The 24,869-nt window shown below is 74.2% G+C and carries 21 protein-coding genes, 1 tRNA gene and 2 pseudogenes; 13 read left to right on the forward strand and 11 right to left on the reverse strand.

Annotated features, from left to right (window positions below; all coding sequences use genetic code 11):
• Window positions 1-82: 82 nt before the first annotated feature.
• From O7633_RS13230 to argS, 5 genes are all read right to left on the reverse strand, one after another.
• Complete coding sequence (locus tag O7633_RS13230; protein WP_282328038.1) at window positions 83-3,334, reverse strand: efflux RND transporter permease subunit; 3,252 nt, start codon at window positions 3,332-3,334, stop codon at window positions 83-85.
• 231 nt (window positions 3,335-3,565) lie between these two features.
• On the reverse strand, window positions 3,566-4,615 hold the full coding sequence (thrC, locus tag O7633_RS13235; protein WP_043966016.1) for a threonine synthase: 1,050 nt from the start codon (window positions 4,613-4,615) through the stop codon (window positions 3,566-3,568).
• Between the two features lie 166 nt (window positions 4,616-4,781).
• The gene (locus tag O7633_RS13240) at window positions 4,782-6,089 is read right to left on the reverse strand and encodes a homoserine dehydrogenase (RefSeq protein ID WP_282328548.1); all 1,308 of its coding nucleotides are present in this window, start codon (window positions 6,087-6,089) and stop codon (window positions 4,782-4,784) included.
• An 8-nt stretch (window positions 6,090-6,097) separates the two neighbouring features.
• Entirely contained in the window at window positions 6,098-7,483 is a 1,386-nt protein-coding gene (gene lysA / locus O7633_RS13245; RefSeq protein ID WP_282328039.1) for a diaminopimelate decarboxylase, read from the reverse strand.
• A 114-nt stretch (window positions 7,484-7,597) separates the two neighbouring features.
• Window positions 7,598-9,262: an arginine--tRNA ligase gene (gene argS / locus O7633_RS13250; protein WP_282328040.1), complete on the reverse strand. Its 1,665-nt coding sequence runs from the start codon at window positions 9,260-9,262 to the stop codon at window positions 7,598-7,600.
• Between the two features lie 99 nt (window positions 9,263-9,361).
• On the opposite strand from argS, the gene O7633_RS13255 reads away from it, so the two are divergent.
• The 6 genes from O7633_RS13255 (at window position 9,362) to O7633_RS13280 (ending at window position 14,042) form a co-directional block, all read left to right on the forward strand.
• A complete protein-coding gene (locus O7633_RS13255) occupies window positions 9,362-10,177 on the forward strand; it encodes a DUF3105 domain-containing protein (protein WP_282328041.1) in 816 nt (271 codons plus the stop codon).
• Window positions 10,178-10,211: 34 nt separating this feature from the next.
• Complete coding sequence (locus O7633_RS13260) at window positions 10,212-10,892, forward strand: DUF305 domain-containing protein (RefSeq protein WP_282328042.1); 681 nt, start codon at window positions 10,212-10,214, stop codon at window positions 10,890-10,892.
• Window positions 10,893-11,080: 188 nt separating this feature from the next.
• Window positions 11,081-11,773: a winged helix-turn-helix domain-containing protein gene (locus O7633_RS13265; protein WP_282328549.1), complete on the forward strand. Its 693-nt coding sequence runs from the start codon at window positions 11,081-11,083 to the stop codon at window positions 11,771-11,773.
• Window positions 11,774-11,838: 65 nt separating this feature from the next.
• Window positions 11,839-11,910 (forward strand) — tRNA-Arg (locus tag O7633_RS13270).
• A gap of 176 nt (window positions 11,911-12,086) precedes the next feature.
• Window positions 12,087-12,773 (forward strand): TetR/AcrR family transcriptional regulator, encoded by a 687-nt coding sequence (locus tag O7633_RS13275; RefSeq protein ID WP_282328043.1) that lies wholly within the window; start codon window positions 12,087-12,089, stop codon window positions 12,771-12,773.
• Window positions 12,774-12,878: 105 nt separating this feature from the next.
• Window positions 12,879-14,042, forward strand: coding sequence for an NAD(P)/FAD-dependent oxidoreductase (locus O7633_RS13280; protein ID WP_282328044.1), 1,164 nt, complete (start codon window positions 12,879-12,881; stop codon window positions 14,040-14,042).
• A gap of 87 nt (window positions 14,043-14,129) precedes the next feature.
• On the opposite strand, the gene O7633_RS13285 is transcribed toward O7633_RS13280, so the two are convergent.
• Together O7633_RS13285 and O7633_RS13290 are read right to left on the reverse strand one after the other, a co-directional pair.
• The gene (locus O7633_RS13285) at window positions 14,130-15,095 is read right to left on the reverse strand and encodes an ATP-dependent DNA ligase (protein WP_282328045.1); all 966 of its coding nucleotides are present in this window, start codon (window positions 15,093-15,095) and stop codon (window positions 14,130-14,132) included.
• Between the two features lie 112 nt (window positions 15,096-15,207).
• Complete coding sequence (locus O7633_RS13290; protein ID WP_282328046.1) at window positions 15,208-15,990, reverse strand: isocitrate lyase/phosphoenolpyruvate mutase family protein; 783 nt, start codon at window positions 15,988-15,990, stop codon at window positions 15,208-15,210.
• Between the two features lie 273 nt (window positions 15,991-16,263).
• Here O7633_RS13290 and O7633_RS13295 point away from each other — a divergent pair.
• Window positions 16,264-16,800 (forward strand): annotated as a pseudogene (locus O7633_RS13295) (helix-turn-helix domain-containing protein); the annotation flags it as partial.
• Between the two features lie 124 nt (window positions 16,801-16,924).
• Complete coding sequence (locus O7633_RS13300; RefSeq protein WP_282328047.1) at window positions 16,925-19,144, forward strand: MMPL family transporter; 2,220 nt, start codon at window positions 16,925-16,927, stop codon at window positions 19,142-19,144.
• 75 nt (window positions 19,145-19,219) lie between these two features.
• On the opposite strand, the gene O7633_RS13305 is transcribed toward O7633_RS13300, so the two are convergent.
• On the reverse strand, window positions 19,220-19,411 hold the full coding sequence (locus O7633_RS13305; protein ID WP_074472745.1) for a DUF2795 domain-containing protein: 192 nt from the start codon (window positions 19,409-19,411) through the stop codon (window positions 19,220-19,222).
• Between the two features lie 118 nt (window positions 19,412-19,529).
• Between O7633_RS13305 and O7633_RS13310 the strand changes: the two genes are divergently transcribed.
• Window positions 19,530-20,786 (forward strand): erythromycin esterase family protein, encoded by a 1,257-nt coding sequence (locus O7633_RS13310; RefSeq protein WP_282328048.1) that lies wholly within the window; start codon window positions 19,530-19,532, stop codon window positions 20,784-20,786.
• A gap of 3 nt (window positions 20,787-20,789) precedes the next feature.
• Here O7633_RS13310 and O7633_RS13315 read toward each other — a convergent pair.
• A pseudogene (locus O7633_RS13315) lies at window positions 20,790-21,263 on the reverse strand (rRNA adenine N-6-methyltransferase family protein); the annotation flags it as partial.
• 236 nt (window positions 21,264-21,499) lie between these two features.
• On the opposite strand from O7633_RS13315, the gene O7633_RS13320 reads away from it, so the two are divergent.
• Both O7633_RS13320 and O7633_RS13325 read left to right on the forward strand, forming a co-directional pair.
• Entirely contained in the window at window positions 21,500-21,769 is a 270-nt protein-coding gene (locus tag O7633_RS13320; protein ID WP_282328049.1) for a type II toxin-antitoxin system prevent-host-death family antitoxin, read from the forward strand.
• Window positions 21,766-22,050 (forward strand): type II toxin-antitoxin system RelE/ParE family toxin, encoded by a 285-nt coding sequence (locus O7633_RS13325; protein ID WP_282328050.1) that lies wholly within the window; start codon window positions 21,766-21,768, stop codon window positions 22,048-22,050. Before O7633_RS13320 ends, O7633_RS13325 begins: the two co-directional genes overlap by 4 nt.
• Window positions 22,051-22,083: 33 nt before the next feature.
• Here O7633_RS13325 and O7633_RS13330 read toward each other — a convergent pair whose 3' ends face one another.
• Entirely contained in the window at window positions 22,084-22,989 is a 906-nt protein-coding gene (locus tag O7633_RS13330; RefSeq protein WP_178067788.1) for a Gfo/Idh/MocA family oxidoreductase, read from the reverse strand.
• 220 nt (window positions 22,990-23,209) lie between these two features.
• Between O7633_RS13330 and O7633_RS13335 the strand changes: the two genes are divergently transcribed.
• Window positions 23,210-23,602, forward strand: coding sequence for a hypothetical protein (locus O7633_RS13335; RefSeq protein ID WP_282328550.1), 393 nt, complete (start codon window positions 23,210-23,212; stop codon window positions 23,600-23,602).
• A complete protein-coding gene (locus tag O7633_RS13340; protein ID WP_074472740.1) occupies window positions 23,595-24,011 on the forward strand; it encodes a hypothetical protein in 417 nt (138 codons plus the stop codon). Before O7633_RS13335 ends, O7633_RS13340 begins: the two co-directional genes overlap by 8 nt.
• A gap of 84 nt (window positions 24,012-24,095) precedes the next feature.
• Here O7633_RS13340 and fabG read toward each other — a convergent pair whose 3' ends face one another.
• Complete coding sequence (fabG, locus tag O7633_RS13345; RefSeq protein WP_178066269.1) at window positions 24,096-24,854, reverse strand: 3-oxoacyl-ACP reductase FabG; 759 nt, start codon at window positions 24,852-24,854, stop codon at window positions 24,096-24,098.
• Window positions 24,855-24,869 lie beyond the last annotated feature (15 nt).

The raw sequence follows: 24,869 nt of genomic DNA on the forward strand, positions 1-24,869 counted from the left end.
CCGGTCGGATGCGCGACCCGGCCGGACGCGCGCACGCCCCCGCCGGAGTGGGACCCGGCGGGGGCGTGCGCGGTCGCGGCGGTTACTCGGCCGGCGGCGGCAGCGGCGACTGCCGGCTCTTCGGCAGGCGCAGCACCTCGAACTGGTCGGTGCCGTCCACCAGGGCCGCCGACGGCGCGGCACCGGCGGGCACGGGCTCGGCGGCGGGCCCGGGCTCGTCGGCCGCCGTCGGGCCGGACTCGACGGGCTCCGCCGGCGGTATGCCCCGGCGACGCTGCCGGCGGGCCCGCAGCGACTCCTTGGTGTTCTCCACCATCGTGTACAGGGTCGGGACCAGGATCAGGGTGAGCATGGTGGAGCTGAGCAGGCCACCGATCACCACGATCGCCAGCGGCTTGGAGATGAAGCCGCCCTCCCCGGTCAGGCCGAACGCCATCGGCAGCAGCGCGAAGATCGTGGCGACGGCCGTCATCAGGATCGGGCGCAGCCGCCGCCGGCCGCCCTCGACCACCGCCTCGCCGACGCCCATGCCCTGCGCCCGGTACTGGTTGATCAGATCCAGCAGCACGATGGCGTTGGTCACCACGATGCCGACCAGCATCAGCACGCCGATCAGCGCCGGCACGCCCAGCGGGGTGCCGGTGGCCAGCAGCAGGCCGATCGCGCCGGTCGCCGCGAACGGCACGGAGATCAGCAGGATCAGCGCCTGGGTCAGGCTGCGGAACGTCGCCACCATGATCAGGAACACGATCGCGATGGCCGCGAGCACGGCCAGCCCCAGGTCGGCGAACGCGTCCGCCTGGTCGGCGCTGACGCCGCCGATGCTGATGGTCGCGCCGGGGACGTCGATGTCGTCCAGCTTCTGCTGGAGCTCCTCGGTGGTCGCGCCGAGGTTGGCGCCGGTCGCCGTGCCGGTGACCGTGACGCTGCGCTCCCCGTCGATGCGGGTCACCTGCTGCGGCCCCTCGGCCTGCGTGATGTCGGCGATGTCGTCGAGCTTGACCGGGCCGACGCGCAGGGCCCGCAGCTCCTCCACCGTCAGCGGCGGCTGCGCGCCGGAACGCAGCACCACGTCCTGCTGGCCGCCGTCGAAGGTGACCTGCCCCAGCGGGGTGCCCCGGTAGACCTGGGCCACGAGCTGCCCGACGGCCGCCTCGGTGAGCCCCGCCCGCGCCGCGGCCAGCCGGTCCACGGTCACGTCCACCCGCGGCACCCGCTCGGCCAGGCTGGTCGAGACGTCCTCGACGTCGGCCGTGCCGGCCATGGCGGCCCGCGCCTGCTCGGCGGCCCGGGTCAGCACCTCGGTGTCCGCCGCCTGCACGACGACCTCGAGCTGGTTGGTCGACCCGCCGGCGTCGGCCCCGCCGAAGCTCAGCTCGCCGACGGAGGCGCCGAGGGAGTCGAACTCGCGGCGCAGCTCCCGCTTCACCTCGGCGACGTCGGTCTCGCCGTCGAGCGTCACCGAGAAGGTGGCGGCGTTGTTGCCGCCGCCGCCCGCCCAGGGCTGGTCGCTGCCCCCGGCGCTGACCTGGTAGGTCTCGACGCCCTCGGCCCGGTCGAGCACCGACTCGACCTGGCGGGCCGCCCGGTCGGTGGCGGCCAGGCCGCTGCCCGCCGGGAGCTGCTGGGTGATGGTCAGCGTGTCCTGACCGGAGTCGTCCAGGAAGTTGGTCTTCAGCGCGCCGGAGAGGACGAACGTGCCGAGCAGCACCACCAGCCCCAACGCGACGGTGATCCAGCGGGTGCCCCGGCTGCGGGTGGCGAACCCGATCACCGGCAGGTAGCCCCGCTGGAGTGGGCTGCGCAGCTCCTTCTCCTCGGCGGCCCGGCGCGCGGCCTCGTCGTCCGCCCCGCCCTGCTTCGGCTTGAGGAACCAGTAGGCCAGCACCGGGATCACCGTGAGCGAGACCAGCAGCGAGGCGAGCAGGGCCACCGTCACGGTGATCGCGAACGGCGCGAAGAGCTGCCCGACGAAGCCGCCGACCAGCGCGATCGGGGCGAACACGGCGACCGTGGTCAGCGTCGACGCGGTCACCGCGCCGGCCACCTCCCGGACCGCCGCGAGGATCGCCTGCCGCTTCGGCTCGCCGTATTCCAGGTGGCGTTTGATGTTCTCCAGCACCACGATCGAGTCGTCGACGACCCGGCCGACCGCGATGGTCAACGCGCCGAGGGTGAGCAGGTTGAGCGAGTAGTCGCCGATCCACAGCGCGATGAGCGCCACCAGCACCGACAGCGGGATCGACACGGCGGTGACCACGGTGGAACGCACCGACAGCAGGAAGACCAGGATGACCACGACCGCCATGACCAGGCCCAGCAGGCCCTCGGTGGTGAGGCTCTCGATGGACTTCTCCACGAACGGGGCCTGGTCGAACACGACGGTCAGGTCCGCGCCGGAGGCCGAACGCAGGTCGGCGAGGCGGTCGCGGATCTCGTGGGAGATCTCGACGGCGTTGCCGTCCGGCGCGGCGATGACGGCGATGCCGAGGCTGTCCCGGCCGTTGGTGCGGGTGAACGAGGTGGGCGGGGCGAGCTGCTGCTCCACGGCCGCCACGTCGCCGAGCTTCACCGGGGCCGTCTTCGGCGCGGTGGAGGCGAGCACGATGCCCTTGAGGTCGTCGACGGAGCGGATCGGCGTGCCCACCTGGACGGTGAGGGCCCGCGAGCCGTCGCTGACCGCGCCGGCCGGCACGGCGACGCCGTTGGTCTTCAGGGCGGTGCCGATCGCGGTCGGCGCGAGCTTCGCGGCGGCCAGCTTCGCCGGGTCCGGCGTGATCGTGACGACCTGCTCCCGGGTGCCGGTCACCGCGACGGTGCGGACCCCGTCGATGCCCTCCAGCTCCGGCACGACGGTGTCGCGCAGCCGGTCGGCCAGCGCCCGCTCGTCGCCGCCGCCGCCCGAAGCAGCGATGACCACGGCCGGGAGGTCGTCGGTGGTGCCGGTGAGGATCTGCGGGTCGACGCCCTCGGGGAGCAGGCTGTCGATCCGGTTCAGCGCGGTCTCCATCTTGTTGACCACGTTGTCCAGGTCGGTGCCGAACGTGAACTCCACCTGGACGGTGGCCGAGCCCTCGCGGGAGGTGGAGGTGACCTTCTCGAGCCCGGGGATGCCCTGGATGCTGTTCTCGATCGGCTCGGTCACCTGCGACTCGACGATCTCGGGCGCGGCGCCGGGGTAGACGGCCACGACGAACGCGCCCGGGAACTCCAGCGACGGCAGGAGTTGCTGCTTCAACGACGGGACGGCGAACAGACCGAACAGCGTCGTGACCACCGCGATGAGGGCGACCAGCCCTCGGTTGGCGAGGCTGAATCTGGCGAGCAGCGACATCGGCGTGGCTCAACTCCTGGGAAGAGAAGGATGGGACGACTCGGTAACGAAGAGTGTGCCCGACCCCATCATCCCGGTTGGTCCAGGGGTCGCGCTGCCCCGCCCGACGGCGTGTCCCGCCCGTCGCCGCACGGGCCGCGCCCGTCGCCCGTGGACCCGACGGCCCGTCACCCCCCGTCACCGGCCCGCCCGGCCACGTCGGCGCTCGGCGGGCCGTCGCCCGGCGCGGGCTCAGGCCAGATCGAGGGAGCGGGCGGCGGCGAGGGCGTCGTTGCCGATGGTGATCGGGGCGGGGGCCGTGGAGATGGCCCACTCCGGGTCCTTGAGGCCGTGCCCGGTGACCGTGCAGACGACCGTCGAGCCGGCCGGCACCTTGCCGGCGGCGGCCTGCTGGAGCAGCCCGGCGACGCTGGCCGCGCTGCCCAGCTCCACGAACGCGCCGACCTCGCGGGCCAGCAGCCGGTAGGCGGCCAGGATCTCCCGGTCGCTGACGGCGGCGATCAGGCCGCCGGAGGCGTCCCGGGCGTCGACGGCCTTCGTCCAGCTCGCCGGGTTGCCGATCCGGATGGCGGTGGCGATGGTCGACGGCTCGTGCACCACCTGGCCGGTGACGATCGGAGCGGCCCCGGCGGCCTGGAAGCCGTACATCTTCGGGGCCTTCGTGGCGTTGCCGTCGCGCAGGTCCTCCGAGTAGCCCATCCAGTAGGCGGAGATGTTGCCCGCGTTGCCGACCGGCAGGCAGTGGATGTCGGGCGCGTCGCCGAGCGCCTCGACGATCTCGAACGCGGCCGTCTTCTGCCCGTGCAGGCGGTCGGGGTTGACCGAGTTGACCAGCGCCACCGGGTAGTCCTGGGCGAGCTTGGCGGCCAGCGCCAGGCAGTCGTCGAAGTTGCCGGTGACCTGGAGCAGCCGCGCGCCGTGCACCAGCGCCTGGGCCAGCTTGCCCAGCGCGATCTTGCCCTGCGGCACCAGCACGGCGCAGGTGATCCCGGCGCGGGCCGCGTACGCGGCGGCGGAGGCGCTGGTGTTGCCGGTCGAGGCGCAGATGATGGCCTTGTCGCCGTGCTCGACGGCCTTGGAGACCGCGAGCGTCATGCCCCGGTCCTTGAACGAGCCGGTCGGGTTGGCCCCCTCGACCTTGAGATAGACGTCACAGCCGAGCCGGGCGGAGAGCACCGGCGCGGGCAGCAGCGGGGTGTTCCCCTCGTGCAGGGTGACGACCGGGGTGGCGTCGGTGACCGGCAGCCGGTCCCGGTACGTCTCGATCAGACCCCGCCACATGTCGCTCTCCTCACCTCTACCGCCCCGCCGACAGGCCGGGCACACCCAGCGTGGACCAGCCTCGCCGACCGGCGCGCGCCGCACCTGAGCGTAACCACCAGGCGAGACGCCCACGCGCACGCCGTGGTGGGCGCGCCGCCCGCGCGGGAGCCGGCGGGCAGCCGCGTCAGGCCCCGCCCTCGACCCGCAGCACGCTCGCCACCGACCGCACGATGTCCAGCCCGCGCAGCTCCTCCACGGTGGCGGCGAGCGCGGCGTCCGGCGCGACGTGGGTGACGATGACCAGCTCGGCGTCGCCGGAACCGGCCGGACCGTCCGCCGAGCCCTGCCGGACCGTGGCGATGGACACGTCGTGCCGGGCGAACACCCCGGCCACCGCCGCGAGCACGCCCGGACGGTCGGCCACGTCGAGGCTGATGTGGTAGCGCGTCAGCGCCTCCCCCATCGGCCGCACCGCGAGGTCCGCGTACGCCGACTCGCTGGGCGCGCGCACCCCGGCGAGCCGGTTGCGGGCCACCGCCACCACGTCGCCGAGCACGGCGCTGGCGGTCGGCGCGCCGCCCGCGCCCCGGCCGTAGAACATGAGCTGCCCGGCCGCCTCGGCCTCGACGAAGACCGCGTTGAACGCGTCGCCGACGCTGGCCAGCGGGTGGGTCAGGGGGATCATCGCCGGGTGCACCCGCACGCTGACCGTCTCCCGGCCGGCGGCGTCGCGGCCCCGGGCGGCGATGCAGAGCAGCTTGATCGTGCAGCCCATCGCCTTGGCGCTGGCGACGTCGGCGGCGGTGACCTCGGTGATCCCCTCGCGGTGCACGTCGGCGGCGGTGACCCGGGTGTGGAACGCCAGCGAGGCGAGGATCGCCGCCTTGGCCGCCGCGTCGAAGCCCTCCACGTCGGCCGTCGGGTCGGCCTCGGCGTAGCCCAGCTCGGTGGCCTCCTCCAGGGCCTCGGCGAAGCCGGCCCCGGTGGCGTCCATCGCCGAGAGGATGAAGTTGGTGGTGCCGTTGACGATGCCGGTGACCCGGTTGACCCGGTCGCCGTGCAGCGAGTCGCGCAGCGGGCGCAGCAGCGGGATGGCCCCGGCGACCGACGCCTCGTAGTAGAGGTCGGCGCCGCCCTCGGCCGCCGCGTCGTGCAGGGCCGGGCCGTCCTCGGCGAGCAGCGCCTTGTTGGCGGTGACCACGCTCTTGCCCGCCCGCAGCGCCTCGACGAGCCAGCCCCGGGCCGGCTCGATCCCGCCGACCACCTCGACCACCACGTCGACGTCGTCCCGCTTGATCAGGCCGAGCGGGTCGGTGGTGAACAGCGCCTCGTCGACCGGCAGGTCGCCCCGGTCCCGGCCGAGCCGGCGCACGGCGATGCCGGCGATCTCCAGGGGCGCGCCGATGCGGGCCGCGAGGTCGGCCGACTGCTCGTGCAGCAGCCGCACCACCTCGCTGCCGACCGTTCCGCAGCCGAGCAGCGCCAAGCGCACAGGTGAGGTCATCCGACGTCCAATGCGAGCAGGTCCTCTTCCGTCTCCCGCCGGACGATCAGTCGCGCCCGGCCGGCGCGCACCGCCACCACCGCGGGGCGGGGCACGTGGTTGTAGTTGCTGGCCATGCTCCGGCAGTAGGCACCCGTCCCGGGCACCGCGACAAGATCTCCGGCCTGCACGTCAGCGGGCAGGAATTCATCCTTCACCACGATGTCCCCGGACTCACAGTGCTTTCCCACCACGCGGGCGAGCAGCGGCTCGGCCGTCGAGGCCCGCGAGGCCAGCGTCGCCGAGTACGACGCGTCGTAGAGGGCGGTGCGGATGTTGTCGCTCATCCCCCCGTCCACGCTCACGTAGGTGCGCAGGCCGTCGACGTCCTTGACCGTGCCGACCTCGTAGAGCGTGAACACCGCCGGGCCGACGATGGCCCGGCCGGGCTCGATGGACAGGCGCGGCACGGCCAGCCGCTCGGCGGCGCACTCCCCGTCGACGATCTTGCGCAGCCGCTTGGCCAGCTCCTGCGGGGTCGCCGGGTCGTCCTGGGTCGTGTACGCGATGCCGAAGCCGCCGCCCAGGTCCAGCTCGGGCAGCTCGACGCCCCGGGCGTCGCGGATCTGCGCCTGGAGGGCGAGCACCCGGCGGGCGGAGACCTCGAACCCGCTGGCGTCGAAGATCTGCGAGCCGATGTGCGAGTGCAGCCCGCGCAGGTCGAGCACGCCGTCGTCGATGACCTTGAACGCGGCGGCCGCCGCCGCCCCGCCGGCCAGCGAGAAGCCGAACTTCTGGTCCTCGTGCGCGGTGGCGATGAACTCGTGGGTGTGCGCCTCCACGCCGACGGTGACCCGGATCAGCACGGCGGGGCGGACCCCGCGCTCGCGGGCCAGCGCGGTGAGCCGGTCGATCTCGGTGAACGAGTCGAGGACGATCCGCCCCACCCCCGCGTCCAGGGCCCGGGTCAGCTCCGCCACCGACTTGTTGTTGCCGTGGAAGCCGATCCGCTCCGCCGGCATCCCGGCCGACAGCGCGGTGGCCAGCTCGCCGCCGGTGCAGACGTCGAGGAAGAGGCCCTCCTCGGCGATCATCCGCACCACCGCCCGGCACAGGAACGCCTTGCCCGCGTAGTAGACGTCGGCGTCGGGGAAGGCCGCCCGGAAGTCGCGGCAGCGCGAGCGCAGGTCGTCCTCGTCGAGCACGTACACCGGGGTGCCGAACTCGGCCGCGATCTCGCGCACGCCGAGCCCGCCGACGGCGAGCGCGCCGTCGGCGGCCCGGGTCACCGTGCGCGGCCAGAGCTGCGGCACCAGGGCGTTGACGTCGACCGGGGTACGCAGCCACGCCGGCCCCCGGCTGCCGATGTCGCCGTGCAGCGCGCCGGCCTCGTGCGCCCGCATCAGCGTTCTCCGCTTCGCGGCTGCGGGGCTCGCAAGCTCACTCCTCGCGCTCGCATGCGCCGGTCTCCGCTTCGCGGCTGCGGGGCTCGCAAGCTCACTCCTCGCGCTCGCATGTCACATCCTCTCCGGGGCGGACACGCCGAGCAGCCGCAGCCCGTTGGCGATCACCGTGCGGGTGGCGTCGTTGAGCCAGAGCCGGGCCCGGTGCAGGTCGGTGACCTCCTCGTCGCCGCGCGGCAGGATCCGGCAGTTGTCGTAGAACCGGTGGTACGCCCCGGCCAGCTCCTCCAGGTAGCGGGCCACCCGGTGCGGCTCCCGCAGCTCGGCGGCGGTGGCGACCACGGCCGGGAACTCGGCGAGCGCCTTGAGCAGGTCGTTCTCCTTGTCGTGGGAGAGCAGCTCGGGGCGGAACGCCTCGGCGTCGCCCCGGGTCAGCCCCACCTCGGCCGCGTTGCGGCCCACGCTGGCGGTGCGCGCCGCCACGTACTGCACGTAGTAGACCGGGTTGTCGCGGGTGGCCCGGGTCCACAGCTCCACGTCGATGTCGATCGGCGAGTCGCTGGAGTAGCGGGCCAGCGCGTACCGGGAGGCGTCCACGCCGATCGCGTCGACCAGGTCCTCCAGGGTGACCACGGTGCCGGCCCGCTTGCTCATCCGCACCGGCTGCCCGTCGCGGACCAGGTTGACCAGCTGGCCGATCAGGATCTCCAGGTTGACGGCGGGGTCGTCGCCGAAGCAGGCGGACATCGCCTTCATCCGGCCGATGTAGCCGTGGTGGTCGGCGCCCAGCATGATCACCACGCGGTCGAAGCCGCGCTCACGCTTGTCGAGGTAGTACGCGCAGTCCGCGGCGAAGTACGTCCACTCGCCGTTGGACTTGCGCAGCACCCGGTCCTTGTCGTCGCCGAAGTCGGTGGTGCGCAGCCAGGTGGCCCCGTCGGCCTCGTAGAGGTGGCCCTGCTCGCGCAGCCGGGCCAGGGCGTGGTCCAGCTCGCCCCGGTCGTGCAGGTCCTTCTCGTTGAAGTAGGTGTCGAACTCCACCCCGAAGTCGCGCAGCGAGGACCTGATCTCCTCGAACATCAGCTCGACGCCCTCGACCCGGAACACCTCCTGCGCGGCGGCGTCGCCCAGCTCCAGCACGTCGGGCCGGCGGCTGCGGACCTCGGTGGCGATCTCCGCGATGTACGCGCCGCCGTAGCCGTCCTCCGGGGCGGGCTCGCCCTTGGCGGCGGCGAGCAGGGACCGGGCGAACCGGTCGATCTGGGAGCCGGCGTCGTTGAAGTAGTATTCCGTGCCCACGTCGGCGCCGGTCGCGCGCAGCAGCCGGCTCAGCGCGTCGCCGACGGCGGCCCAGCGGACCCCGCCGATGTGCACCGGGCCGGTCGGGTTCGCCGAGACGAACTCCAGGTTGATCTTCTGGCCGGCGAGGGCCGTGCCGGTGCCGTACGCCGCGCCGGCCTCGACGATCGACCGGGCGAGCTGGCCGGCGGCGGCGGCGTCGAGCCGGATGTTGAGGAAGCCCGGCCCCGCGATCTCCACCGACTTGACCCCGGGGGCCCGGCCGAGCTGCTCGGCCAGCGCGGTGGCCAGCTCGCGCGGCGGCACGCCCACCTTCTTGCTCAGCTGGAGCGCGAGCGTCGAGGCGTAGTCGCCGTGCTCCGGGTTGCGCGGTCGCTCGACGGCGGTGCGCCCCGGGAGCGCGGAGCTGTCCAGGCCCCGGTCGGCGAAGACTGCGTGGGCTGCGGAGAGGACGACCTCGGCCAGTTCTGCGGGAGTCACCGAACCATGTTATCGGGGGTAGACTCGGTCACTCGGCGGCCACCCTGCGCGTGAACACCGTCCGCCACCCACTCTGACCGACCGACCTGACGAGGCACGATGAGCATCAGCACCCCGGGCGGCCCGGAGCGCCGTCCGACCGTGGTCACCACCGGCAAGAAGCCGGCGGCGGGCCGGCCGGCGGCCGGCGCCAAGGCCGGGGCCGGCAAGTCGACGGGCGACGCCCCACGACCCTCGGCGGGCGGCAAGGGCAAGGGCCCCCGCAAGCCGATCGCACCGGTGAAGGTGAGCCAGGGCCGCTCGTGGGGCCCGATCGCGCTGTTCACCGCGGTCGGCGTGCTGGCCGTCGCCATCATCGGCTTCGGCGCCTGGGCGACGTTCCAGGGCTCGAAGCCGTGGGAGGACCGGGCCGCCGACATCAGCGGCATCGTCAACTTCCGCAAGACGGACCCGGATCTGGTCAAGGGCAGCAACCACCAGCAGGGCTCGATCAAGTACGCCCAGGCCCCGCCGGTGGCCGGCCCGCACAACGCGACCTGGCAGAACTGCATGGGCGACGTCTACGACGCCCCGATCGCCAACGAGCACGCGGTGCACAGCCTGGAGCACGGCGCGGTGTGGATCACCTACCGCCCCGACCTGCCGGCCGACCAGGTGACCAAGCTCAAGGAGCGGGTCCAGGGCCAGGAGAAGCTGATGCTCAGCCCGTACGAGGGGCTGGACAAGCCGATCTCCCTCCAGGCGTGGGGCTACCAGCTCAAGGTCGACAACGCCGACGACAGCCGGATCGACGAGTTCATCAAGACGCTGCGGGTGAACGCCTCGATCGAGGGTCCCACCGCCAACTGCGGCCAGCCGGGCATCACCGCCACCGGCACCACGCCGCGTGACGGCGCCGCGATGCCCACCCAGTGACCCGGGACCGAGACCACCGAGGACGAGGACACCGATGACCGCACCCACGACGACGGAACCCGACACGGCCGAGGGCCCGGCGACCGGCGACGACGGCGGCGCGACGGGCGCGCGCCGACGCTTCGGCACCCTCGCGGTGGTCGTCGCCGTCGTGGTCGGCCTCCTCCTCGGGTACGCGGGCGGCCTGCTCACCCCGAAGCTCACCCGCCCGGGTGACGCCTCGGCCGAGGCGGGCTTCGCCCGGGACATGACCACCCACCACGCCCAGGCGGTGGAGATGGGGCTGATCGCGTTCCAGCAGGGCACCGACGCCGAGGTGGTCAGCATCGGTGGCGACATCGCCACCGGCCAGCAGGGCGAGATCGGCACCATGCAGACGTGGCTGCGTTCCTGGGGCCTCGACCCGACCGGGTCGCAGCCGCGGATGGCGTGGATGCCCGACGGCGCGGCGTCGATGAAGAACGGCCTGATGCCGGGGATGGCCACCCCGGAGCAGATGGCGAAGCTGCGGGACACCCCCCGGGGCCGGGAGAAGGACGTCCTCTTCCTGGAGATGATGATCCAGCACCACCTGGGCGGCGTGCACATGATCGACGGCATCCTCAAGGCCAGCGACGACTCCGAGGTCGTGCGGGTGGCCCAGACGATGAAGAACACGCAGCAGACCGATCTGACCAACCTCACGGCCGCGCGCGACCGGCTCTCGAAGGGCTGACCCGCCGGATTCCGGCATCGAAGGCCCGCGCCCCGCCGACCCCGGCGGGGCGCCGGCCTTTTCCGGGCCTCTCCGCCCTCGTCGGCACCTCATGTCCGTTTAGATGGCGTCTGACCCTTTGGCCAGCTTGAGAGAGTTTTCTACCTACATATCGTGACCAGTTGCGATTCGGGCTCGTTGCGCAGGACGTGGGGGTTGCACTCAGAGACGCACGGCGGTCGGTCACCAGCTGGTGCCGACGCCACACCATCGGCGGTGACGGGACGGTGGCAGCCGTCCGTCGCGGACAGCGGCAGGGCGAGCCGGGAGCCCTCAGCCGCGAACAGGAACTGGAGCTGATCGACGTCCTGCGCGGCGTCCACCCCGACGAGTTCGGCCTGGACGAGGAGCTGTGGACGCGGCAGAGCCTCACCACGCTCGTCCAGCGCCGCTTCGACCCCCGGGCCGACGCGGGCGCCGTCGGGGCGTACCTGCGGGCCTGGGGGCTGGGTCCGCGCGAGCCGCGCGAGCGCGCCTGCGGGCTCTGCGTCGGCGCGGTCGAGCGCTGGGTACGCCTGGAGTACCCGGCGATCACCCGGGCCGCCCAGGAGCACCTCGCCGAGGTCTACTGGCTCGGCCGGGTGCGGCTGCGCGGCACGATGCCGGCGGCCGACGTGGTCTCCGCCGTGTCGTCCCGGGGCCGGGTCCGCTTCATGATCACCACCCCGTCGGTCGACCCGCCGCTGCCTCGCGACTTCGTGCTGCGGCTCAGCGGGGCCGAGGAGAACCCGGTGCACCTCATCGTCGACGGCTCCTGGCCGAAGAACGAGTGGCCGCGCCGGCTGCCCCGGCGGATCGCCCTGCACCCGCTACCGAGCTGCGGACGGGCGATCGCGGCCTGACCCGCCGGGCCCGATACCGATTCGGCGTTCGGTGACGACGTTTGCTAGTCTTCTCCCGTCGCTGAGCCCCCGTAGCTCAGGGGATAGAGCACCGCCCTCCGGAGGCGGGGGCGCAGGTTCGAATCCTGCCGGGGGCACCTGAGCAGACCAGCACGAAAAGGCCGCCGACCAGGGTAGACCCGGTCAGCGGCCTTTATCGTGTGCCCGGCGGCCCCCGGTCGTCGGCGCTCTCCCCGTTCGCGTGGGGTCGTGGTCGCCGCACGAGGCCGGTCTCGCCTTGCAGTCGACGAACGCGTTCGTTACGATCGCGTTCATGAGTCCTCGGCGCGTTCCCGTGAGTCGCCGCGACCGCCCCGCCAAGCCGCCGCTGAGCCGGGACGGGGTGGTGAGCGTCGCCCTGCGCGTCATGCACGAGGAGGGGCTGGAGCGGGTCACGATGCGCCGGCTGGCGGCGGAGCTCGACACCGGCCCGGCCTCCCTGTACGTCTACGTCGACAACCTGGCCGAGATGCACGCCGCCCTGCTCGACGCGCTGATCGCGGATCTTCCGCTGCCGTCCGGCGACGATCCCCGGCGCTGGCGGGAGGACCTGATCGACCTGCTCGACGCGTACACCCGGATCCTGATGGGCCATCCGGGCCTGGCCCGGTCGGCGCTGGTGCTGCGCCCCTCCGGGCCGCACTACCTGCGGCTGGCCGATGCGGTGCTGGGCCTGCTGCACGCGGGCGGCATCCCCGTGCGGCAGGCCGCCTGGGGCCTCGACCTGCTGTTGCAGCACGCCACGGCCACCGCCGCCGAACAGGGCACCCGGGGCGAGTCGGCCGACGCCGACGGCGAGGTGCGCCACCAGGTGTCGGCCGTGGCCGACGCCGATCCGGACGACCACCCCCACCTCCACCGCGCCCGCGGCGAACTGTTCTCCGGCACGGGCGAGCAGCGGGTGCGGTGGGCGTTCAGCACACTGCTCGACGGCCTCGCCGCCGGCCGCCCCGGCGACTGACCGCCGCCCGGCCGCGCGGTGGCCTTCCATGACCACTTCGAACGCGTTCGTCAGGAACGCGTTCGCCGACCGCGACCAGCAGCATCCCCACCTGAAGGAGACCCCGTGCGCACACCATCGATCGGCATCGTCGGCGGCGGACTGGGCGGCCTCACGCTCGCCCGCGTCCTGCACGTCCACGGCATCCCCGCCATCGTCTACGAGCGCGACGCCGCACCGGATGCCCGCACCCAGGGCGGCATGCTCGACATCCACCGGCAGAACGGCCAGGTCGCCCTGCGGGCCGCCGGCCTGCACGAGCAGTTCCTGCGCCTCGTCCACCCCGGCGGGCAGGCCGTACGGGTGCTCGACCGGCACGGCACCGTGCACCTGGACGAGGCCGACGACGCCGACGGCGACCGTCCCGAGGTCAACCGGGGCCACCTGCGCCGGCTGCTGCTGGACTCCCTGCCCGCGGGCACCGTCCGCTGGGGCGGCGGGGTCACCGCCGCCCGCCCCCTCGGCGGTGGGAGGCACGAGCTGACCCTCGCCGACGGCGGCACCGCCACCACCGACCTGCTCGTGGGCGCCGACGGCGCCTGGTCTTGGATCAGACCGCTGCTCTCCGCCGCCACGCCCGCCTACGCCGGGCTGTCGTTCGTCGAGGTCACCCTGCGCGACGCCGACCGCCGACACCCCGCGCACGCCGCGCTCGTCGGGCCCGGAATGCTGTTCGCCCTCGGCCCCGGGCGGGGCTTCCTGGCCCACCGGGAGACCGACGGCGGCCTGCACGTCTACGTCGCCCTCCGGGTGCCCGAGGGCGGACTCGCCGGCCTCGGCACCGGCGCGGCCCCGGGACACCGGCGGCCGGGCGACGAACCGGCCCGGTCGTTCCTGCTCGACCGGTTCGCCGGCTGGGCGCCCGAGCTGCGGGCGCTGATCACCGACGCCGACGGCCCCCTGGTGCCGCGCGCCATCCACGCCCTGCCGGTCGGCCACCGCTGGGACCGCGTGCCCGGCGTCACCCTGCTCGGCGACGCCGCCCACCTCATGTCGCCCTTCGCCGGGGAGGGCGCCAACCTCGCCATGCTCGACGGCGCCGAACTCGGCCGGGCCCTCGCCGCCCACCCGGACGACGTCGAAAGCGCGCTGGCGGAATACGAACGGGCGCTGTTCCCCCGCGCCGAGGAAGCTGCCCGGGATTCCGCCGCGAACCTGGAGATCTGCTTCCGCGACGACGCACCGAACGGCCTCGTCGACCGCTTCGCCGCGTACGGCGAGGCCCGCTGACGGCCGTCGGGCACACGGGGGCTCCGCGGCGGGCCGGCGGGGATCGGCGACGTGACGACGGGGATCGGCGTGCCGGTCGCCCGGCCGCTACGGCGACTGCGCGGCGCGGCGGGCCCGCGCCCGGCGGCGGCCCTCGTGCATCGCCTGCACGCGGGCGACCGGGATGCCGCGCCCCTGCTCGACCAGGTCGTCGGGGAGGCGCTGCGGCGGCGGCAGCAGCCCCGCCCACGGGTCGCGGTCGGCGACCAGCGCGGGCACCGTCCGCACGGTGAAGTCGGCGGGGGCGACCGCGCCGAGGTCGTCCCACCCCACGGGGTACGACACGGGCAGCCCCGGGCGCAGCCGGGGGCTGAACACGGCCACCAGGCTCGCCCCGCCCGCCCGGGTCGAGTCGACGAACACCCGGCCGCCCCGGTCCTCGCGGATGAAGGCGGTGGTGGCCAGCGCCGGGTCGAGCCGTTCGGCCCGGACGGCGAGGGCCCGGGTGGCGGCGGCGGCCTCCTCGGCGCTCGTCGCCCCGTCGACCGGGACGAGGACGTGCAGCCCCTTCGCCCCGCTGGTCTTGACCGCACCGGCGAGCCCGGCGTCGGCGAGCGCCTGCCGCACCAGCCGGGCGGCGGCCACGGCCACGCCGAAGTCGGCCCCCTCCGGCGGGTCCAGGTCCAGCACCAGGTGGGTCGGGTGCCCCGGGTGGTCGGCCGTCGAGAGGGTCGGGTGGTACTCCACCGCGCGCTGGTTGGCGAACCAGAGCAGCGTCCGCCGGTCGTCGCAGAGGGCGTACGACACGTCGCGGTGGGACGCCTCGGCCCAGACCGACGTCCGGCGTACCCAGTCGGGGGTGTACTTCGGCAGGTTCTTCTGCATGAACGGCGCCTGCCCGCGCAGCGCCCGCACCACCGACAGCGGCCGGTCCCGCAGCCACGGCACCAGCCGCCCGTGGACGGCGTCGAGATAGTCGACCAGGTCCCGCTTGCTCGCCCCGACCCCGGGGGCGAGGGGCTGGTCGAGGTTGGTCAGCGACACCCCGTCGCGGGTCTGCTCCGCGCTGCTCATCGTCCCACCCTCGCCCCCCGCACGCCGGCCGGCAACCGGAACAGGCCCCCCGGGCCGGGCTGGTTAGGAAGGGGCCCTTCCTATACCGAAAGCGTTAACCAGGGGCCCTTCCTTATGCGTAGGGGTTGGCGCCGGAGCGGACGGCATCGAGCAGGCCGGCGATCCGCGCCTGACTGACCCGGTACGGGCCGGGGCCGAAGCTCACCCGGGACACGCCCAGCGCGGCCAACTCGGCCAGGCTCGGCCCGCCCGGTTTGAAGCCGACGTTCACCGGGACGGGCACGGCGGACACGAGCTCCGCGATCCCCTCCGGCTCGGCGAGGAAGATCGGATAGACGCAGTCCGCCCCGGCGGCCCGGTAGAGCTGCCCCCGGCGGATCGCCTCGGCGGTGCGGCCCGCCGGGTCGCCGGCCCCGCGCAGGTAGAGGTCGATGCGCGCGTTGAGCACCAGCGGCACCCCGGCCGTGTCGGCCGCCGCCCGCACGGCGGCCAGCAGGTCGGCCTGCTCCTCGGCGTCGTACAGCGCGCCGGTGCGCGGGTCGGAGTCCTCCAGGTTGCACCCGACGACCCCGGCGGCGAGCATCCGCTCGACCAGCTCGGCGGGGCGCAGGCCGTATCCCCGCTCCAGGTCGGCGGTGACCGGGACGGGCACGGCGCGCACCATCCGGGCGACGGCGGCGAACATCTCCTCGACCGGGGTGTCCTCGCCGTCGGCGTACCCGAGGGACTCGGCCACGGCGGCGCTGCTGGTGGCGACGGCCGCGAAGCCGGCCGCGACGACCGCCCGGGCCGAGCCGGCGTCCCAGGCGTTGGGCAGCACCAGCGGGTCGCCGGACTTGTGCAGGGCGCGCAGCGCGTCCGCGCGCTCGACGGGGGTCGATGGGTTCTCGGTCATCCCCGCATCATGGCACCCCGGGGTGTGGGCCCGGTTCTTCGAGCGGGCCGTGTCCGGCGTCGCCGCCGGCCGGTTCGGTCCGCCCCCCGCCGGCGCCGTCCGCCCCCGACCGGTTCGGTCCGACCCGACCCCGACCGGTTCGGTCCGACCCCGGCCGGCGCCGGTTCCGTTACCGGCCGGCGGCGCTGTGGCCAACGCCACCCGATTCCTCTGACCGATCGGTCAGGGTCTGACCGATCGGTCAGGCATGCTGGTGGGCGGGAGGTGGCCGGCATGGCACGGGCGGTACCGGAGACACACGCGGAGATCCTCGCGGCGGCGGGGCGGCGGTTCGCCGTCACCGGCTACAAGGGCACCTCGTTGCAGGACATCGCCCGCGAGGTGGGCGTCTCGAAGGCCACCGTGCTCTACCACTTCGCCAACAAGGAGGCCCTGCTCAGCGAGCTGATGGCCCCGGAGCTGGCGGCGGTGGTCGAGCTCGACCAGCGGATCGCCGGGCTCGCCGGCGACCGGGCCCAGCGGGTCGCCGCCGAGGGCTTCGTCGACCTCGCGGTGCGCTTCCGCCGGCAGATCGCGCTGCTGCGCGGCGAGTTCCCCGTGCTGCTCCAGCAGCCGGCCTTCGCGCACGTGCAGCAGATCTCCGAACGGCTGGTCGCGGCCTTCGCCGGCCACTCGCCGCGCCCGGCCGCCCGGGTCGCGGCCCTGGTGGTGCTCGCCGGGATCGCCGAGACCTGCGGCGAGTTCGACGACCTCGACGACGACGAGCTGCGCGACGCGCTGCTCGGCCTCGTCCGGCGGGCGCTGGTGCCGCCGACCGATCCGACGCCGGCCGACCCGACGCCGCCCGGTCGACCCGACGGCTCCCCCCACGACGACTCCACCACCACGGTTTGACCCACGACAGACTCCACCCACGACCGAGGACAAGGATCTGATGGCGACCCTGTTGTACCGGCTCGGCCGGGCCTCACTACGCCACCGGCGGCTCGTCGCCGTCGTCTGGCTCGTCGTGCTCGTCGGCCTCGGCATCGCCGCGGCGACGCTGCGCGGCCCGACGGCGAGCAACTTCACCATGCCCGGCACCGAGTCCCAGCGCGCGATCGACCTGCTCGCCGAGCGGTTCCCGGCGGCCAGCGGGGCCACCGGCACCATCGCCGTCAAGGCGCCGGCGGACGGCCAGCTCGCCACGCCCGAGGGGCAGGCGCTGGTCAAGCAGGTGACCCAGGAGGCGGCCACCCTGCCCGGGGTGGTCGGCGCGGTGGACCCGTACCAGTCCCAGGCGATCTCCCCCAACGGCCGGTACGCGCTGATCCAGGTGCAGTTCGCCGGCCGCGCCGACGACGTCACCGACGACCAGCGCGACGCGTACGAGCAGGTGGGGGCGCAGGCCGAGGCGCAGGGGTGGCAGATCGCCCCGGGCGGCGAGGTGCTCGGCGGCGAGCCGGAGGTCGGCTCCACCGAGGCGCTGGGCGTCCTGGTGGCGGCGATCGTCCTGGTCATCACGTTCGGGTCGCTGGTCGCGGCCGGGATGACCATGCTCAACGCGCTGATCGGCGTCGGCGTCGGCATGGCCGGCCTGTACGCGCTCTCCGGCACCATTGAGCTGACCAGCACCGCGCCGATCCTGGCCCTGATGCTCGGCCTCGCGGTCGGCATCGACTACTCGCTGTTCATCACCTCCCGCCACCGGCAGCACCTGATCGAGGGGCTCTCCCCCGAGGAGGCGGTCGGCCGCGCCGTCGGCACCGCCGGCTCCGCCGTGGTCTTCGCCGGGGCCACCGTGGTCATCGCGCTGGCCGGTCTCGCCGTGGTGGACATCCCGTTCCTCACCGTCATGGGCCTGGCCGCCGCCGGCACGGTGAGCATCGCCGTGCTGGTCGCCATCACCCTCGCCCCCGCGCTGCTCGGCTTCGCCGGCCACCGGGTGCTCCCCCGCCGGCTGCGCCGGGCCGGCAGCACCGCGGCCGCCGCGCCCGCGAACGGCGCCGCAGCCGGTGAGCCCACCGGACCGGAAGGCGCCGAGGACCGGTCCGGCTTCGGCTTCCGCTGGGCCCGTCTGGTCACCCGGCTGCGCGTACCGGTGATCCTGGTGGCCCTGCTCGGCCTGGGCCTGCTCGCGGTGCCCGCCCCCGACATGCGGCTGGCCCTGCCGGACGCCAGCACCGCCGCCGCGGGCTCGCCGGCCCGGGTCAACAACGACCTGGTCCGGGAGGGCTTCGGCCCCGGCTTCACCGGCCGCCTCGCGGTGCTCGTCACGTCCGACTCCCCGCAGGCCACCGCCGCCGCGGCCCCGCAGGTCGCCCAGCTGGTCCAGGCCACCGACGGGGTGCTCGCGGTGGCCCCGCCGCAGACCGACCCGACCGGACGGACCGCGCTGCTCGGGGTGATCCCCCGCAGCGGCCCGACCGACGAGGCGACCGAGGATCTGGTGCACGACATCCGCCGCCAGGTCGCCGACGTCGACGGGGCGGACGTGCTGCTGACCGGCGCGACCGCGATCGGCATCGACGTGTCGGAGAAGCTCTCGGACGCGCTGCCGGTCTATCTGCTGCTGGTCGTCGGCCTGTCGATCCTGCTGCTGATGCTGGTGTTCCGGTCGATCCTGGTGCCGGTCAAGGCGGCGCTGGGCTTCCTGCTCACCGTCGCCGCGACGTTCGGCATCACGGTGGCGGTGTTCCAGGAGGGGACGCTGGCCGGGCTGGTCGGCCTCGACACCCCGGGGCCGCTGGTCAGCTTCCTGCCGATCCTGCTCATCGGCATCCTGTTCGGCCTGGCCATGGACTACGAGGTGTTCCTGGTCTCCCGGATGCGGGAGGACTACGTGCACGGCGACACCGCGCGCCAGGCGACGATCAACGGCATGGGCCACGGCGCGCGCGTCGTCACCGCCGCCGCGCTCATCATGATCTCGGTCTTCGGCGGCTTCGTGTTCCTCGACGACCCGGTGATCAAGTCGATGGGCTTCGCGCTCGCCGCCGGGGTCGCGATCGACGCCTTCGTGGTCCGGATGACCATCGTGCCGGCGGTGATGTCGCTGCTCAACACGGCGGCGTGGTGGATCCCCCGCTGGCTGGACAAGGTCCTGCCCAACGTGGACGTCGAGGGCGAGGGCCTGCGCACCCACCTGGCCGAGAAGGAACCGGCCAACGTCTGAGCGGTGCAAGGAGGGGCCCCCTGTTAACGCTTTCTGTTGCACAGGGGGCCCCTGCAATCACCTGAGCGGGCACGGTCAGGCCAGCGTGCCCAGCGCCTCGGTCAGCTCCGCCGGGGAGGAGAACTCCTCCGCCGGCAGCGCGCGCAGCATCTGCAACACCTCGGTGCCGACCCCGTTCTCCTGGCCCCAGCGGACCAGGTCCTCCCGGGAGACCGGGTAGTCGAGCCCGGCCAGGTGCTCCTGCAACTCCACCCCACTGACGGTCATGGCTGCCGGCTACCCGTTCGGCCCCGCTCCATGCCCGCCCCGGCGGCCCCGCCCGGCAGCCCCGCCCCGGCGGGGACGTCGGGCGGTTTGTCCCGGCGGGGGCCGGGTAGCCGCGGACATGCTGGTACAGCGGCTCGGCGCGCCGAGCGACTTCGATCCCCTGCTGGACCGGATCCGGGGCGCCCGGATCGTCATGATCGGCGAGGCGACCCACGGCACCCACGACTACTACCGCCTCCGCGAGCAGCTCACCCGGCGGCTCATCGCCGAGCAGGGCTTCCGCTTCGTCGCCGTCGAGGGGGACTGGCCGGACTGCGAGCGCGTACACCGGTCGGTCACCGCCGCGCCCGGCGGGCTCGCCGACCCGCAGGCCGCGCTGGAACGCTTCACCCGCTGGCCGACCTGGATGTGGTCCAACGCCGAGGTGGCGCGCTTCTGCCGCTGGCTGCGCGCCTGGAACCAGGAGCGCCCCCCGCAGCAGCGCGCCGGCTTCCACGGGCTCGACGTCTACAGCCTCTGGGAGTCCATGCAGGCGATCTTCGACTACCTGGGCGAGGAGGAACCGGCCTCGCTGGAGGCCGCGCAGGAGGCGTACCGGTGCTTCGAGCCGTACGGGCGGCGCATCGAGGAGTACGGGGCGGCCAGCCGGTTCGTCTCGGCCCGCTGCGAGGAGGAGGTGGTGCGGCTGTTGGCGCGTACCCGGGAACAGGCCACCGCGGACGGCCCGGACCGCTTCTCGGCCTGGCAGAACGCGGAGGTGGTGGCCGGCGCGGAACGCTACTACCGGGCGATGATGGGCGGCGGTCCGCACTCGTGGAACGTCCGGGACATCCACATGGCGGACACCCTGGACCGGCTGCTGGACTTCCACGGCCCCGGCTCGCGGGGGATCGTGTGGGCGCACAACACCCACGTCGGCGACGCCCGGGCCACCGACATGGCCGCCGACGGGATGGTCAACATCGGCCAGCTCGCCCGGGAACGGCACGGCGCGGACGCCGTGGTGCTGGTCGGCTTCGGCAGCTACCGGGGCACCGTCGTCGCCGCGCCGCGCTGGGGCTCCCCCGCCGAGGAGATGGTGGTGCCGCCGGCCCGCCCCGGCTCGGTCGAGCGGCGGCTGCACGAGCTACTGCCGGAGCGGGCGGTGCTGGTCTTCGGCGGCGCCGACCAGCCCGGCTGGGTCACCGAGGAGCAGGACCACCGGGCGGTCGGCGTCGTGTACGACCCGAGCTTCGAATCGTGGGGCAACTACGTGCCGACCCGGCTGGGCGAGCGCTACGACGCGTTCGTCTGGTGCGACGACACCCGGGGCCTGCATCCGCTGCCGGCGCTCACCTCGTTCGGCGAGATGGAGACGTACCCGGCGGGGGTGTGACCCTCAGCGGAGCAGGCGGTGCAGGGCGATCCACTGCTCCGGCCAGACCTCGCCGGGCAGGGCGTCCCGGTCGAGGCGCACCGCGCGCAGCGCCGCGTCCACCCGGGCGCAGGGGCGGTGCCGGCTCAGCGAGGCCGCGACGCCGCCGCCGGTGCGCTTGCGGGCGTACTCCAGTTGGGTGAGCAGGGTCGCCGAGCGCAGCCGGTCGGCGGCCAGGCACCAGCGGACCACGGCCGCCGTCAGCGACCAGGGGATGTTGCCGACGACCGCGAACGGCTCGGCGGGCGGGTCCGCCGCCAGGAAGTCGGCCCGGCGCAGGGTCACCCCGGGCAGGTCGGCGCAGGTCACGGCCAGGTCCGCGGCGGCGACCGGGTCGATCTCGTACGCGACGAGCCGCCCGCACCGGCCGGCAAGCGCGCGGGTCAGCCGGCCCCGGCCGGCGCCCACCTCCACGAGCAGGTCGTCGAGCGGGGGTCGGATCGACGGAGACGATCAGGCGCGGGTCGCGTCCCGGCCGGCCGGGGCCGGACGCCGGACTCGCGGGCGGGCCACCAGCAGCGGGGCCCGCGCGGCCGGCGAAGCGGCCACGTCGATCAGGGCGTGCGTGAACATGTGGGCAGATCAGGCCGGGCGACCCCGCTCACGCGACCCATTTGCCGGCCACCCAGGCACAACCCTGTCGTACGAGTTGTACGAGTCGTACGCTGGAGGGCATGAGCGAACCCGCAGCAGAGCTGCCGATCTCCGAAGCCCGCGAAAGCCTCGCGGATGTGGTGTCCCGCGCCCATTACGCCGGGCGCATCACCTACGTCACGCGGCGCGGACAACGACTCGCGGCGATCGTGCCAGTCGAGTTGGCCGAGGCGATCGAACGGGCCGAGGACGCCGCCGACGTGGCAGCCGCACGCGAGGCGCTGGCCCGCATCGACGCCGGCGACGCGCCGATCCCGCTGGCCGAGCTGCGGAGCGAACTCGGACTGTGAGCGCACTGACTCCGCCGCAGGTCTACACCGTTCAGGTTGACCGGGCAGCCGCCAAGCGGCTGCGCAAGCTCGACCGCCCGGTGCAGGCCCGTCTTCTTGCCGCCATCGCCGGACTCGCCACCCAGCCCCGGCCCACCGGGGTTAGGGCGTTGACCGGACATCCCGGCCTCCTGCGCATCCGCTCGGGTAGTTACCGGATCGTTTACACCGTCCGCGACGAGGAGCTGATCGTGCTCGTGGTCCACCTCGGCCACCGAAGCGACGTCTATGACGCCCTGTGACGACCGGGACGCCGCACACCCGGCGGTGCGGTCTCAGTCGGGCACCGTGACGGTGCGGCCCTCGGCGCGGGCCGTCTCTGCGGCGGCGAGGACGGCCACCACGTCGCGGCCGAACCGCACGTCGCACCGGTGGTCCCGGGTGCCGGCGTCGATCTCCTCCAGGAGCTGGTCGATGGCCACCCCGAACGCGGTCAGCGAGCTGCCGTCGCCGGGCGGGACCGGCTCGACGCCGCCGTCGCCGTAGAAGGCGAACTCGGTGGCGACGGCCTCGGGCGGGGCGTCGAGGGTCAGCGAGACCGTGCTCGTCGCGCCGCCGGAGTGGGTGAGCAGCAGGTGGACCAGGCCGCGCGGGCCGTCCATCGCGGCGACCCGGGTCACCGGGCCGAGCACCGGCAGGATGATCGACAGGGCGTGCGGGCCGATGTCCCACAGCGCGCCCCGGTCGCGACGCCACTGGGAGCCGCCGTACGGGCTGCCGGGCTGGAAGATCGACCCGAAGCGGACCGCCTTGGCGGTGTGCCAGCCGCCCGCGGCGGCGGCCGAGGCGAGGAAGCCGGCGATGTTCGGCTGGAAGCGGCTGGTGAAGAAGACCACGGAGGCGACGCCGGACTGCGCGGCGGCGGCGACCACCCGGTCGGCGTCGGCGACCGTCAGCGCCAGTGGCTTGTCCAGCAGCAGGTGCCGCCCGGCCGTGGCGGCGCGGACGGCGACGTCGGCCTGGACGTCCGGCGGCAGCGCCACGGCGACCGCGTCGCACGCGTCGAGCAGCGCGTCGACCTCGGTGAACGCGGGCACCCCGTGCCGTCGGGCCAGCGCGGCGGCGCGCTCGGGGTTGCGGCCCCAGACACCGGCCAGCTCGGCGCGGGGGTGCGCGCCGATGCCCGCCGCGTGCGTCTCGGCCGCCCAGTGGCCGGTGCCGAACAAGCCGAACCGCAACACGGTCCACCCCCGGTGTCCGTCGTCGGCGCCGGCGAGCCCGGAGCCGTGATCCACGCTAGCCCGCCCGCCCCCACCCGACGCAGTCGACGCGTCGGGAACGCCGAACGCGGCCGGACGGGCACGGGGCGGGACGCGGCAGCGGACGGACCGGGCCGGGGGCGTGTACTACGCCGGTTAGTAGGCTGTCCCGGTGACCGAGACTGCGACGCCGTTGGCGTCGATGACCAGCGCGGCGGCCGGCTCCCCGGTGGACGGGGTGCTGGCGACGGCGACGATCGTGCTGTCGCTCGTACTCGCCGGGTGGGCGCTGGTGGCGGCGGTGCGCAACCGGCCGCCGGACCGGGCGCAGGTCGCCGGCCTGGCCCTGCTGGAGCTGGCGCTGCTCGCGCTGGCCGTGGTGGCGCTGGTCGCCCTCGGCGGCGGCGAGCGGCCGGGCGAGCCGGGCGCGTTCTTCGGCTACCTGGTGACGCTGGTCTGCCTGCCGCCGCTGGCCTGGGTGCTGGCCCGGATGGAGCCGACCCGGTGGGGCTCGGCGATCGTCTGCGCGATCTGCGTGGTCACGCCGGTCGTGGTGGTCCGGCTCCAGCAGACCTGGGAGGTCGTCGGTGGTTGAGACCGAGACGCACCCGCCCGCCACCAACACCGGGCCCGGCCGGCTGCTGATCGCCGTGTACCTGCTGTTCGCCATCGCCGCGACGTCCCGGGCGGGCCTGCAGATCGCCACACGGTTCGCCGAGGCCCCGGTGGCGTACCTGCTGTCGGCGCTGGCCGCGCTGGTCTACATCGTGGCCGCCGTGGGGCTGGCCCGCGCCGGGCACGCCGGCCGGCGGGTCGCCCTGGCCTGCTGCTCGGTGGAGCTGGTCGGGGTGGTCGGCGTGGGCCTGCTCAGCCTCGCCGACCCGGCGCTGTTCCCCGACGAGACGGTCTGGTCCGGGTTCGGCAGCGGGTACGGCTACGTCCCGCTGGTGCTGCCGGTGCTCGGCCTGCTCTGGCTCTGGCGCACCCGCACCCGCACCCGCTGACGCCCCGCCCCACCTCACCGCTGACGGGGTGAGAAGGGTGCCCCTCTATGCAGAAAGCGTTAACAAGGGGCCCTTCCTTGCACCTCAGTCCTTCGGGCCGCCCGCGACGTAGACGACCTGGCCGGAGACGAACGACGCGCCCTCGCTGACCAGGAACGAGATGGTGTGCGCCACGTCCTCGGGGCGGCCGACGCGGCGCACCGGGATCTCCGACTCGGCGTGCTTCTGGAACGCCTCGAAGTCCACCTTCATCCGGGCGGCGGTGGCGGCGGTCATGTCGGTGACGATGAACCCGGGCGCGACCGCGTTGACGGTCACCCCGAACGGGCCCAGCTCGATGGCGAGGGTCTTGGTGAAGCCCTGCAGGCCAGCCTTCGCCGCCGCGTAGTTGGCCTGGCCCCGGTTGCCCAGCGCGGAGGTGCTGGACAGGTTGACGATCCGGCCCCAGCGCCGCTCGACCATGTGCTGCTGGGCGGCCTGGCTGAACAGGAACGCGCCGCGCAGGTGCACGCCCATGACCGTGTCCCAGTCGGCGTCGGTCATCTTGAACAGCAGGTTGTCGCGGAGCACGCCGGCGTTGTTGACCAGCACGGTGGGCGCGCCCAGGTCGGCGGCGACCCGCTCGACGGCGGCGGTGACCTGGGCCCGGTCGGCGACGTCCGCGCCGACGCCGAGCGCCCGGCCGCCGGCTGCCACGATCGCGTCGACGGTGTCGGCGGTGGCCGCCTCGTCGATGTCGACCACGGCGACGGCCAGCCCGTCGGCGGCCAGCCGGCGGGCGGTGGCCGCCCCGATCCCCCGCGCGGCCCCGGTCACGATGGCGACCCGCTGCTCCTCCGACATGCCTACCTCCCGGTA

It is taken from the genome of Micromonospora sp. WMMD712, from assembly GCF_029581295.1.
Classification (GTDB): Bacteria; Actinomycetota; Actinomycetes; order Mycobacteriales; family Micromonosporaceae; genus Micromonospora; species Micromonospora carbonacea.